Annotated in this window: 12 protein-coding genes; 4 read left to right on the forward strand and 8 right to left on the reverse strand. The window is 68.3% G+C overall.

What is annotated here, in order from left to right; all coding sequences use genetic code 11:
• Positions 1–78: 78 nt before the first annotated feature.
• The 7 genes from AC3WL7_RS07480 to AC3WL7_RS07510 all read right to left on the reverse strand — a co-directional run bounded on the left by AC3WL7_RS07480 (position 79) and on the right by AC3WL7_RS07510 (position 8,942).
• Positions 79–1,509 (reverse strand): replicative DNA helicase, encoded by a 1,431-nt coding sequence (locus tag AC3WL7_RS07480; RefSeq protein ID WP_079222437.1) that lies wholly within the window; start codon positions 1,507–1,509, stop codon positions 79–81.
• Between the two features lie 203 nt (positions 1,510–1,712).
• Complete coding sequence (locus AC3WL7_RS07485; RefSeq protein ID WP_079222438.1) at positions 1,713–2,273, reverse strand: NADPH-dependent FMN reductase; 561 nt, start codon at positions 2,271–2,273, stop codon at positions 1,713–1,715.
• Between the two features lie 65 nt (positions 2,274–2,338).
• Entirely contained in the window at positions 2,339–4,282 is a 1,944-nt protein-coding gene (asnB, locus tag AC3WL7_RS07490) for an asparagine synthase (glutamine-hydrolyzing) (RefSeq protein WP_492749882.1), read from the reverse strand.
• A 3-nt stretch (positions 4,283–4,285) separates the two neighbouring features.
• Entirely contained in the window at positions 4,286–6,565 is a 2,280-nt protein-coding gene (locus tag AC3WL7_RS07495) for a transketolase C-terminal domain-containing protein (RefSeq protein WP_492749883.1), read from the reverse strand.
• A 131-nt stretch (positions 6,566–6,696) separates the two neighbouring features.
• The gene (locus AC3WL7_RS07500) at positions 6,697–7,356 is read right to left on the reverse strand and encodes a glutathione S-transferase family protein (RefSeq protein ID WP_492749884.1); all 660 of its coding nucleotides are present in this window, start codon (positions 7,354–7,356) and stop codon (positions 6,697–6,699) included.
• An 84-nt stretch (positions 7,357–7,440) separates the two neighbouring features.
• Complete coding sequence (locus tag AC3WL7_RS07505) at positions 7,441–7,983, reverse strand: GNAT family N-acetyltransferase (RefSeq protein ID WP_492749885.1); 543 nt, start codon at positions 7,981–7,983, stop codon at positions 7,441–7,443.
• Positions 7,984–8,102: 119 nt separating this feature from the next.
• Positions 8,103–8,942, reverse strand: coding sequence for a glycine zipper 2TM domain-containing protein (locus tag AC3WL7_RS07510; RefSeq protein WP_079222443.1), 840 nt, complete (start codon positions 8,940–8,942; stop codon positions 8,103–8,105).
• Between the two features lie 163 nt (positions 8,943–9,105).
• Here AC3WL7_RS07510 and AC3WL7_RS07515 point away from each other — a divergent pair, with 163 nt between their 5' ends.
• Both AC3WL7_RS07515 and AC3WL7_RS07520 read left to right on the forward strand, forming a co-directional pair.
• Positions 9,106–9,321 (forward strand): DUF6116 family protein, encoded by a 216-nt coding sequence (locus AC3WL7_RS07515; protein WP_079222444.1) that lies wholly within the window; start codon positions 9,106–9,108, stop codon positions 9,319–9,321.
• Entirely contained in the window at positions 9,318–10,097 is a 780-nt protein-coding gene (locus AC3WL7_RS07520) for a TatD family hydrolase (protein ID WP_492749886.1), read from the forward strand. Before AC3WL7_RS07515 ends, AC3WL7_RS07520 begins: the two co-directional genes overlap by 4 nt.
• 141 nt (positions 10,098–10,238) lie before the next feature.
• Here the strand turns inward: AC3WL7_RS07520 and AC3WL7_RS07525 are convergent, their stop codons facing one another.
• Positions 10,239–11,066 carry a tRNA threonylcarbamoyladenosine dehydratase gene (locus AC3WL7_RS07525; RefSeq protein WP_079222446.1) on the reverse strand — a complete coding sequence of 276 codons (828 nt, stop codon included), beginning with the start codon at positions 11,064–11,066 and terminating at the stop codon, positions 10,239–10,241.
• A 108-nt stretch (positions 11,067–11,174) separates the two neighbouring features.
• Here AC3WL7_RS07525 and AC3WL7_RS07530 point away from each other — a divergent pair, with 108 nt between their 5' ends.
• Both AC3WL7_RS07530 and AC3WL7_RS07535 read left to right on the forward strand, forming a co-directional pair.
• Positions 11,175–11,609, forward strand: a complete 435-nt coding sequence (locus AC3WL7_RS07530) for a cytochrome c (RefSeq protein WP_079222447.1) — start codon at positions 11,175–11,177, stop codon at positions 11,607–11,609.
• A gap of 129 nt (positions 11,610–11,738) precedes the next feature.
• Complete coding sequence (locus tag AC3WL7_RS07535; protein ID WP_079222448.1) at positions 11,739–12,236, forward strand: glycine zipper 2TM domain-containing protein; 498 nt, start codon at positions 11,739–11,741, stop codon at positions 12,234–12,236.
• Positions 12,237–12,268 lie beyond the last annotated feature (32 nt).

The following is a 12,268-nucleotide window of genomic DNA, read 5'->3' on the forward strand; positions in this document are numbered from 1 at the left end:
TCGAAGAGCAGCAGCGGCGGAATCGTAAAAGCAGCGCGTTACATGTCATTTACACGCTGCATACACAGGAAGAACCCGTTACTCGAACGAACCGACCGAATCGTGGGACAGGTTGTCGAAGCGGGTGTATTCGCCGAAGAACTTCAGCTTGCACGAACCGGTGGGGCCACCACGGTGCTTGCCGATGATGATCTCGGCCAGGCCCTTGTCCGGCGAATTTTCCTTGTTGTAGTAATCGTCGCGGTAGATGAAGACGATCATGTCCGCGTCCTGCTCGATTGCGCCCGATTCGCGAAGGTCGGCCATCACCGGGCGCTTGTCGGTTCGCGTTTCCAGCGATCGATTGAGCTGCGAAAGCGCGATCACCGGTACGTTCAGTTCCTTGGCCAGGCCCTTCAGCGAGCGCGAGATTTCCGAGATTTCGGTCGCGCGGTTTTCGCTGTTGCCCGGCACGCTCATCAGCTGCAGGTAGTCGATCACGATCAGGCCCAGGTCGTGTTCGCGCTTCAGGCGGCGGCACTTGGAACGCAGGATCTCCGGCGACACGCCCGGCGTATCGTCGATGAAGATCTTGGTTTCCTTCAGCATCTTGATCGCGCTGGTGACCCGGCTCCAGTCCTCGTCTTCCAGCTGGCCGGTACGCAGGCGCGAGGCGTTGATGCGGCCGTTGGAGGAAATCAGGCGCATCGCCAGCTGCGATGCGGACATTTCCATCGAGAACACCGCCACGCCCTTCTTCGACTTGATCGCCGCGTACTCGGCAATGTTCAGCGCGAAGGTGGTCTTGCCCATCGCCGGGCGCGCGGCCAGGATGATCAGGTCGGTCGGCTGCAGGCCGGCGGTCATCGCATCGAAATCGGTGTAGCCGGTCGGCAGGCCGGTGATGTTGCCGCCGTTCTCGAAGCGGTTGCGCAGTTCTTCGAAGGCGTCCTTCAGCGCGCCGGGCATGGCCACGAAGTCGGTACGCCCGCGTGCGCCCTGTTCGGCAATGGCGAACACGCTCTTCTCGGCCGAGGCCAGCAGCTCGCTGCTGTCGCGGCCTTCCGGCTGGAAACCATCGTTGACGATGTCGGTGCCGACCTGGATCAGCTGCCGCAGCACCGCCTTGTCACGCACGATCTCGGCGTAGGCGACGATGTTGGCCGCCGATGGCGTGGTGCTGGCCAGTTCAATCAGGTAGGCGCCGTCGCCCACCAGCTCCATCCTGCCCTGCGATTCGAACCACTCGCCCAGGGTCACCGCATCGAACGGGCGCTCGCGCTCGGACAGCTCGCGGATCGCCCGGTAGATCATCTGGTGGTCGCGGCGGTAGAAGTCGGTCTCGGTCAGCTGGTCGTTGACCCGGTCGTAGGCTTCCGGCGCCAGCATCAGGCCACCCAGCACCGCCTGTTCGGCTTCCACCGAGTGCGGCGGCACGCGCAACTGGTCGATGCGCGATTCGTCGCGATCGCGGTCGAAGCCATCGCCGCGCTCTTTGCGGTTGGAACGGAAGCCGGAACGGGCGGACATGCTGCGGTGTTTCCTGCGAAAGTGGGCCAGACGAGTGTAGGCATGCGCCGACCCCGGCGGCCATGGACAAGCCTGTGGATAAGCCGTGGACGAACGGGGGATATCCGCCGCTGTGCGACGTGCCTGTCCGGCCTATGGAGACCCATTATCGCATGGGGTCAGATCCCTCTGCGCAGCAGAGGGCGCTGACCCCGAGGGCAGCGTCAATCGCCCTTGGCATGCACCGCGATCAGCTGCAGGAAGCGGTCTACATAGCCCTGCAGGAACTTCTGCGTGCCTTCATTGTGGATCGTGCCATCCGCCCCGATCAGCTCGTCCTTGAAATGGAGGAACGCCTCCGGCTGGCCGAGCACGTGCATGTCCAGGAAGGCCAGGCTGTTGCGCAGGTGCTGCTGGGCCACGGCCGTGCCGATCTGGCCGATGGAGGCGCCGATCACCGCCGCCGGCTTGCCACCAAAGGCGCTGTCACCATAGGGCCGCGAGCCGATGTCGATGGCGTTCTTCAGTACGCCCGGCACCGAGCGGTTGTATTCGGGTGTGACGAACAGCACCGCGTCAGCACCGCGCACCTCGTCCTTCAGGCGGGTGCCCTGCGCCGGGTAGCTGCCGTCGAAATCCTGGTTGTACAGCGGCAGATCGTCGATGCGCACGTACTGGAAACGCGCGCGATCACCGGCCAGCTTTTCCAGTGCCAGGGCCAGCCTGCGGTTGCAGGACTCCCTGCGCAGGCTGCCAACGAACACGGCGATGGTGGGAACAGGCATGGCGACACACTCCTGGCGGGGGAAAGGGCCAGCCTAGCGGCCGGCCCGGTGTGCCCCGGTGAAGATCAGCCGCGTGCCACGCCCGCCCGCACCTGCCGCCAATGGTCCTGCCAGGCCTGGAACATCAGCACGTTCCACAGGTGGGTGTGCCACTTGCGCTGGCCATCCAGGAACTGCTGCCACAGCGGCTGCACGGCGGCGGCCGACAGCACGCCTTCGCGTTCCAGCCGGGCCGGCTGCAGCAGGTCATCGGCCCAGGGCCGCAGGTCGCCCTTCAACCATTCACTCACCGGTGCACCGAAGCCGCGCTTGGGCCGGTGCACCATCGACTGCGGCACATAACGGCCCAGCACGCGCTTGAGCAGCACCTTGCTGGTGTCCTCACTGCGCTTGAAATTCAGCGGCAGCGACCAGGCGAATTCAGCCACGCGCCAGTCCAGCAGCGGTGCCCGCGCCTCCAGGCTGACCGCCATCGAGGTGCGGTCGACCTTGCACAGCAGGTCGTCGGGCAGGTAGCTGACAAAATCGGCCAGCATCATCGCGTCGGCCGGGGTGCCGGCGCCGTGCAGCGGGTCGGCCAGGTCGTAGAAGCTGCCGGCCTCGCGTGCGCCGATCACCGCCGCCGCCGGGTCGCGCCAGCGCGAGATGCGGTTGCGGTAGACATCGCCGATGCCACGCGCGCCGGTCTCGGCCAGCAGCGCGGCCAGGCCGCCGGTGCGCGAGGCCTCGCCCTGCTGGTGCGCACGCGCGCCCATCCAGCGCCGCAGCGGCGCCGGTACGCGGCCCAGCATCTGCCAGTTGCGCAGCGCGCGCACGTAGCGGGTATAGCCGAAGAACAGTTCGTCGCCGCCGTCCCCGGACAGGGCCACGGTCACGCCCTGCCGCGCCAGGCGCGCAACCAGCGCGGTCGGCACCTGCGAGGCGTCGGCAAAGGGTTCGTCGAACATCGCCGGCAGCTGCGGCACCACCGCCAGCGCGTCGGCGCCGCTCACATAGAGCTCGGTGTGGTCGCAGCCCAGATGGCCGGCCAGCTCCTTGGCCAGCGGCGCCTCGTCATGGTGCGAGCCGCTGAAGCCGATGCTGAAACTGTGCACCGGCTGCGTGCTCTGTGCCTGCATCAGCGCGGCCACCAGCGATGAATCGGTGCCACCGGACAGGAACACGCCCACCGGCACGTCGGCGACCATGCGCAGCGCCACGGCATCGCGCAGCAGGCCGTCCAGCTGCTCCTCGGCGTCCTCGATGCGGCCTTGGAACGGCGCGGCCAGTGCCGCCTGCATGCGCGCGCGGGCATCCCAGTACGGGCGCTGCGCCTGCTCGGGGCGATGCGCGGACGCACCGGCGGCCACCATCGCCGCATCCAGCCGCAGCACGCGGCCCGGCATCAGCTTGTAGCAGCGCTGGTGGATGCTGTGCGGGGCCGGGATGTAGTCCAGCCGCAGCAGCAGGGTCAGTGCATCGCGGTCGATGTCGTTGTCGAAATCCGGGTGCTGCCACAGCGCCTTCAGTTCCGAGCCGAACACCAGGGTGTCGCCGGCCCAGCCGTAATACAGCGGCTTCTTGCCCACCCGGTCGCGGGCCAGCCACAGGCACTGCTCGTGGCGGTCCCAGAGCGCGATGGCGAACATGCCGTTGGCGCGCTGCAGGGTCTCCTCGACGCCCCACTGCAGGATCGCGGCCAGCAGCACTTCGGTATCGGAATGGCCGCGGAAGGCATGGCCCAGTGGTTCCAGCTCGCCACGCAGCGCAGCGAAGTTGTAGACCTCGCCGTTGTAGGCCATCACGTAACGGCCGTCGGCCGAGGCCATCGGCTGGTGGCCCAGCGGTGACAGGTCGAGGATGCTCAGGCGGCGGTGCGCCAGGGCGATGCCGGCGCTGGCGTCGACCCAGGTGCCGCCGTCATCCGGCCCGCGGTGGTGCAGCGCCTGCCCCATGGCCAGCGCCTGCGCCTGCAGCACCTCGGCCGGCGACTGCGCCGCCGGCAACAACATTCCCGCCAATCCACACATGCATCAGGGTTCCTGCGCCAGGTCGAGGGCGGCGCCAATCACCGCATTGTCGCTTGGAAGGCCGAACATTGCTGCCCCCGCCAGCGGCGTGTAGGTATCAGCGCCGCAGACCCGCCGCAGCGGCAGGTGGCCATGCCCGGCCTCGACCAGGGCGGTGACCACCCCCTCGCCCACCCCGCCGCTGTGGCGGCCCTCGTCCAGCACCAGCACCCGCCGCGCGCTGGCGGCCTGGGCGGCGATGAAACCAGCATCCAGCGGCACCAGCCAGCGCAGGTCCACCACCCGTACCTGCCAACCGGTCTGCGCCTGGATGGCCGGCACCGCGCGCAGCGCCATCGGCACGCCGTTGCCGTAGGTGAAGACCACCAGATCGTCCGCATCAGGCGCGTAGACCCGGCCCTCGCCCAGCACCAGCGCCTGCCCCGGCGCCGGGTAGTCGAACAGCCACTGGCCATCACCGGGCGCGTGCAGGTCCTTGCTCATGTACAGCGCGATCGGCTCGAGGAACACCGCCACCCGGCCATCCACCCGGGCCAGCGCCGCCAGCGTGCGCAGCATCATCACGGCATCGTCGCCGCGCGACGGGCAACCCACCACCAGGCCGGGGATGTCGCGCAGCGCGGTGATCGAGTTGTCGTTGTGGAAATGGCCACCGAAGCCCTTCTGGTAGCCCAGCCCGGCCACCCGCACCAGCATCGGGTTGCGGAACTGGTCGTTGGAGAAGAACTGCAGCGAACAGGCCTCGCCGCGCAGCTGGTCGATGGCATTGTGCAGGTAGGCCAGGTACTGGATTTCCGGTATCGGCAGCAGGCCCATGTTGGCCAGGCCCTGGGCCATGCCCAGGATCATCGTCTCGTCCAGCAGGGTGTTGAACACCCGGCGCGGCCCGAAGCGGCGCAGCAGGTCCTTGGTGACCGTGTACACGCCGCCCTTCTGCGCCACGTCCTCGCCGAACAGCAACGCCTGCGGGTACTTGCACAGCAGTTCCTGCAGGCCGTGGTTGATCTGCACGGCCAGGTGGCGCGGCGGCTGCCGTTCCGGCAACGCGTCAGCCCCACCGTACAGCGCCTCGCGTGCTTCGGCCGGCACCGCGCGCTCGGCTTCGGCCATCACTGCCGCCGGCGTGTAGGGCGCCAGCGGCGCAACCACTTCATCCAGCGACTGCAGCTTGGGCCGGCCTTCGGCGTCGGAGGCGGCCGACAGGCAGCGCGCACGCAGCGTTTCGTAGGCGGCCTCGATGCCGGCAGCATCCATCCAGCCTGATTCCAGCGCGATCTGTGCCGACCGCAGCAGCGGGTCCTGTGCCTCGGCCGCGCAGAGGTCAGCCAGCGCGCGCCATTCCACTTCGAAATCGGTGCCGGCATGGCCCATCAGCCGCGTGGTGCGCAGGTGCAGGAAGGTCGGCCGGCGGGTACGCCGGCAATGCTCGACCGCCGCCTGCACCTGCGCATGCCCGGCCGCCAGGTCCAGGCCATCGGCGTAGTAGTAGTCCAGCCCCGGCTGGCGGCTGAAGCGTTCGGCGATCCAGCCTTCCGGGGTCTTCACCGAAATGCCCAGGCCGTTGTCCTCGCAGACGAACAGGATCGGTGCGGGCAGCTTCTGGTAGGCCGACCACATCGCGGTGTTGAAGGCGGTCTGCGCCGTGGCGTGGTTGGCCGAGGCATCGCCGAAGGAACACAGCACGATGCTGTCGGCCGGGATCGGCAGCGGCTGGCCCAGGCGCTTGCCGCTCTCGATGGCCAGCGCGGTGCCCAGCGCCTTGGGCAGGTGCGAGGCGATGGTCGAGGTCTGCGGCAGCACCCACAGCGGGCGGCTGCCCCACACCTTGTGGCGGCCACCGCTGGCCGGGTCGTCGGCACTGGCGGCAAAGGACAGTGCGGCATCGCGCAACGGGTCCAGGCCCGGCACCTGGCGCGCGCGCTCGGCCATGAACGCACCGGAACGATAGTGCAGGAAGGCCGGATCGGTATGCCGGCAGGCACGCGCCAGCAGCGCATTGCCTTCGTGGCCGGACGAACCGATGGTGTAGAACACCTTGTTCTGCAACCGCAGCACGCGCGCCATCAGGTCCAGCTGGCGGCTGGCCATCTGCGAATCGAACAGCTCGGCGAACGCCGCTGCGGTGAGCGTGCTGCCCGGCAGGATCGGCGCATCCGGGGCCGGCTTCGGCCGTGGCAGCCCGCGCCAACCACGCAGCGCCTCGAGGAAATTGACGTCGCACACTTCGGCGCGGTTGAGCGCGCGCATGCGCGCGGGAATCGGATCGGGAACCACAGCGAACATCGAACACCCTCCGTGTCGTTGTTGCGTTCCGCCGGGCGCGGCCCGGCGCTACCGTGCCGGGCTTCACGGCCCTGCTTTCGTAGAGTCGAGCTTGCTCGACTGCCCTGGACGCCAGTCGAGCAAGCTCGACGCTACGCGCGGCCGTCCAGGCGTGCGCGAACCTCGGCGGTCACCGCCGGCATCGCCACGAAACGTGGCTGCTCGCGCACCCGCTGCAGCCAGGCGCGCACTTCCGCGAACGGTTGCAGGTCGATGCCACCGTCAGCGGCAACATCGGTATAGGCAAACAGCGCGATATCGGCGATGCCGTACTCGTTGCCGGTGAACCACTGCGCCTGGCGCAGGTGCTGCTCCATCACCGCCAGCGCCGTGGCCGCGCGCTCGTGCAGCCGTGGCAGTTCAGCCCGGCGCGGCGAATCGGCATCGGTCCAGCCACGGATGAAGCGCGCCACGGCCACGCAGGGCTCGTGGCTGTACTGCTCGAAGAACATCCAGCTCAGCGCCTGCGCCCGTTCCCAGCCATCGGTGGGCAGGTAGGGCGTGCCTTCGGCCAACCAGAACAGGATCGCGTTGGATTCGGTCAGCACGCGGCCATCGTCGCGCACGATCAGCGGCACTTTCGCATTCGGGTTGAGCGCGAGGAATTCGGGCGAATGGGTCTGCTCATGCGCACTGTCCACTTCCACCCAGCGGTAGCGGCTGCCGAGCTGCTCCAGCAGCATCCGCACCTTGTGGCAGTTGCCCGACACCGACATGCCGTGCACCGTCAACGGAACGCGCTCTTCCACCATTGCCTGCTCCAGGACATCCCGGCCGACGGCCGACTGCCCGCAGTCTGGCAAGCACGCCGGCCGATGCCAAGCGCGGGTGCAGCATCAACGCGTGCGTTGCCGCCACTGCGCGCGCGACTGCCCCCAGATCTCCAGCGGCCCGCCTTCGTAGGGTGGCGGCAACCGGCCCATGCGCAGCAGGCCGCTGCCCAGCTTGCGCGCCACCGCCTTGGACTTCTCGTTGTCCTCGGCAATGGTGTGGATGACCTCGTCCCAACCCTGCGTGTCGAACGCCCAGTCAATGGCGGCGACGGCGGCCTCGGGGGCGTAGCCGCACCCCCAGCTGGCGCGGCGGATGCTCCAGCCGACCTCGGGACCGGGCCAGCCCAGGGGTTGCCACGGGCCCATGCGGCCGACCCATTCGCCGCTGGCCTTCTCGATGACGCTGAACATGGAGAAGCCGAACAGCTGCCAGGCGCCGGCCAGGCTGCAGAAGCTGCGCCAGGCCACCGAAGGCAACTGCACGCCGCCCAGGCTGCGCATCACCTCTTCATCGGCACAGAAGGCCAGGTAGGGTTCCAGGTCCTGGGCCTGCGGCGGGCGCAGGATCAGCCGCTCGGTTTCGATGCGCAGGTCGAAGATGCTCATGCAGGCTCCGTCATATGCCGTGGCCGGCCATCATCGCCGATCCGGGCGCGATGACGATGCCCGCAAACGGAACAGGCCGGCAAAAGCCGGCCTGTCCGATGGACGCTGCAGCAGAAACGTTACTGGCGGTTGGCCGCCGCTTCGCCGGCCGCTGCGGTCTGGGTGACCAGCTGGCCATCCACCACCGGCAGGCGGTCGCTGGCCGGCTTGTTGTCCATGCGCACGGTCTTCTCGGCGCCATCGTAGCGGTAGGTCACGTTGTAGCCCTTGACCACATCGTTGGTGCCCATGGCGATGCGCGTGCCCGGCTTGCTGGCCATGCGCATGGTGCCGGTGGTGCCGTCTTCGTTGCGGTAGGTCACGTTGTAACCGGTGACGCGGCTCGACTCGGAGGTCGCCGTTTCAGTGTGGCACTGGCGTTCGGTGCGGTTGACCACGCGGCCACCGACGTGGCGCTTGTCCACCTGGTTGCCGATGAAGCCACCGGCCACGGCGCCCGCTGCAGTGGCCGCCTTCTTGCCGTTGCCGCCACCGACCTGGTTGCCGAGCAGGCCGCCGACCACGGCGCCCACCACGGTGCCGCCCACGTTGCCATCGCGCTCGGGCAGGCGCTCCTGCACCACCACGTCCTGGCACACCTCATGCGGGGTCTGGGTGGTGGACGTCTCGCGCACCGGCTCGGTGCCGATGACCGTCGCATAGGCCTTCTGCTTCTCGGTGAGCGGGTCGACCTTCAGCACATCGGCATATTCCAGGCCGCGCGGTGCAGTGGCATCGACCGCGTCGCCGCGCGCGCCATCATCGGCAGCGCTGCCATCGATCAGGCGCGACTCGGAAGGATTGGCGGCGCCCAGCGAATCCGGGGCCTTGTCACCACTCTTCATGAAGGCGGCGGTTGCGATGCCACCCACCAGCAGCGCGCCCGCTGCGACCAGGACAGTTGTAGTTGTGCTTTTCATGACCTGCTCCTTGCGGACCGTCCGCAACGTTCTCGATGCAGATTGCAGCATGGCCTGCCTGAACGGAATCTCCACAATTCCTGCTCATGGCCGTAACCCATTCAGCATCGGGAAATGCAGGGCCCGTGGTAGCGTTTGCACCTCGCCCACGTGGAGCCCCGCCATGGCCAACCCGATGCTGCTGCCGGTCCTGCAATGGGCACGCCGGCTGCGCTACCCCACCCTGTTCAAGCTGACCGCCGGCCTGTTCGCGTTGACGCTGTTCATCCCCGACCCCATCCCGTTCGTGGACGAACTGGTGCTGGGCCTGGGCACCCTGCTGCTGGCCAACTGGAAGAACCGCAGCGCGGCGACGCCACCGCCGCTGGAACAGCGTTGAACATGCTGGTCGACAGCCATTGCCACTTGGATGCCAGCGAGTTCGACCCTGACCGCACGGCCGTGATCGAACGCGCCCGTGCGGCCGGCGTGCAGGCCCAGGTGGTGCCGGCGGTGACCGCCGCCAGCTGGCCGAAGCTGCGCGAGGTCTGCCAGCAGGCGCCGGGGCTGTACCCGGCGTACGGCCTGCACCCGATATTCCTGGCCGAGCACCGCCCCGCGCACCTGGACCAGCTGCGCGACTGGATCGAGCGCGAGCGTCCGTGCGCGATCGGCGAGTGCGGCCTGGATTTCTTCGTCGACGGGCTGGACGCGCAGGCGCAGCAGGACTATTTCATCGGCCAGTTGAAGCTGGCCCGCGACTTCGACCTGCCGGTGATCGTGCACGCGCGCCGCGCGGTGGATGCGGTGATCGCCGCGATCCGTCGCATCGGCGGCCTGCGTGGCGTGGTGCACAGCTTCCCCGGCAGCCCGGAGCAGGCCGCACAGCTGGACAAGCTGGGCTTCCTGCTCGGCCTGGGCGGGCCGCTGACCTACGAACGCGCGCAGCGCCTGCAGCGGCTGGTGCGGGAGATGCCGTTGCAGCAGCTGCTGCTGGAAACCGACGCACCGGACCAGCCCGACGCAGGCATCCGTGGCGAGCGCAATGAACCGGCCCGGCTGTCGGTGATCGCCCGCCACGTGGCCGCACTGCGCGGCACGGATGTGGAAACCGTGGCGCGGGCCACCAGCGAGAACGCCCGCCGGCTGTTCGCGCTGCCTGCCACACAAGGGTAGTGCCGGCCGGCAGCCTCATGAACGACGGACACATCGCCTGGATGCCGGCCAGCGGCCGGCACTACCAGCGCATCAGCCTGTCCGCTGCGCCAGGATCCCGCCCTGCCCTGCGGTAGTGCCGGCCGCTGGCCGGCAGCCGCCTCACGCGTCTGCGTGGGTCTCGGCGGCTTCGGCCTTCACCTTCTTCGGCTCCAACAGCATTTCCAGCGCCTTGCCGACTGCAGCGAAGGCGAACGCGCCGGTGATATGCGTGGCCGCACCCAGCCCGGCACCGCAATCCAGCTTCAGCGCGGCATCGGCGCCCAGGTTCGGCCGCAGGCCGCAGACGCTGCCATCGGCCTGCGGGTACTTCACGTTTTCCAGCGAGTACACCGCCGGCACGCCGAAGTAGCGCTTGGCGTTCTTCGGGAAGTTGAACTCGCTGCGCAGCTTCTTGCGGATCAGCGCCAGCATTGCGTCGTGCTCGGTACGCGAGACATCGCGGATGCGCACCAGGGTCGGGTCGGTACGCCCGCCGGCGGCGCCCACCGTCAGCAGCGGCAGCTTGCGGCGGCGGCACCAGGCGATGGTTTCCACCTTCACCCGGAAGCTGTCGCAGGCGTCGATGACCAGATCGAAACCACGGTCCAGCAGTTCGGCCATGTTGCCGGTGGTGAGGAACGCCTGCACCGCATCGACATCGATCTGCGGATTGATCGCGCGGCAGCGCTCGGCCATCGCCTCGGATTTGTTGCGGCCGTAGTTGCCTTCCATCGCCGGCAGCTGCCGGTTGGTGTTGGACACGCAGATGTCATCGGCGTCGATCAGGGTCAGGTGGCCGACCGCCGAACGGGCCAGCGCTTCCACGACCCACGAGCCGACGCCGCCCATGCCCACCACCGCCACGCGGCTGCCCTGCAGGCGCTCGAGCGCGCCTACGCCATACAGCCGTTCGATGCCGGCGAAGCGTTGTTTGACCTGTTCGTTCATGGAGCTATTTTAACGTGCAGGCAGCGGCGGCCATAGCGGGCCGCCATCGAACCCACCGTTGCACGCCCGCGCATCACCCATTCGCGCATCACCCACGGAGGAGCAAGCATGAACGCCAGCCCGACCCGTCGTCCCTCCAGCGCCCAGCGCTACCTGTTCGTGCTCGGCCTGGGCCTGCTGATCGGCCTGGTCGCCACGGTGATGGTGGGCCGGGCCCTGCAGGCGGGCCGCGATCCCTTCCCGCACAGCCTGATGCACGTGATGCAGCGGCAGGCCGAACTGCTGCAGCAGGCCCAGCAGCAGAACCGCTGCAGCTTGGCTGACAGCGTGCCGCGCCTGCAGTCGCTGCGCCTGCTGTCCAACGACCTGGACCTGGCGTTTCCCGGGCTGAAGGAGGATGCGCGCTTCCAGCAGCATGCCAGCCAGTACCGGGCCAGCCTCAATGCCGCGCTGGCCGCCCCGCCCGCCGACTGCGCCGCGCTGGGCAAGGTCGTGCAGGCCGTGCAGGACGATTGCCGGGCCTGCCACCAGGACTTCCGCTGATTCATCTTCCAGCCGGGGAAGGCCGACGTGATTGGCACCTTGTTCACGTTGAAAAGTGGACGATTCGATCACCCTGCTGCATGACGCAGTACCACCCTTCCATCCGCCTTCACGGCCAGGAGACGCCCCATGAAGATCCAGCTCATCGCTGCCAGTGCCATTGCTACGCTCGCCCTGGCTGGCTGCGCCACCTCGCCCGGTTACGGCGGCGGCGGTTACAACAACGGTGGCTACAACAATGGCGGCTATGGCAACAACGGCGGCTACAACCAGAACCGTTGCGCCGACTGCGGCATCGTCACCCGCATCAATACCGTGGCCTCGGGCCGCACCGCGCCCAGCGCGACCGGCGCCATCCTCGGTGGCATCGTCGGCGCCGTGGCCGGCCATGAGATCTCCGACCACACCGGCGGCAGCCGGGGCAACAAGAACGTCGCCGCCGCCGCAGGCGCGGTGGGTGGTGCCCTCGCCGGCAACCAGATCCAGAAGAACGTGACCAGCGATACCTACGACATCACCGTACGCATGGATGATGGCCGTACCGTCGTGGTCAACCAGCGCGACCTGGCCGGCATCCGTGAGAACACCTACGTGCGCGTGGTCAACGGCCGCGTCGTCCTGCGCTGATCCGGCAGGCGACGGTGGCAATGAAAAAGGCC

The organism is Stenotrophomonas sp. FW305-3-2-15-E-LB1, from assembly GCF_058787375.1.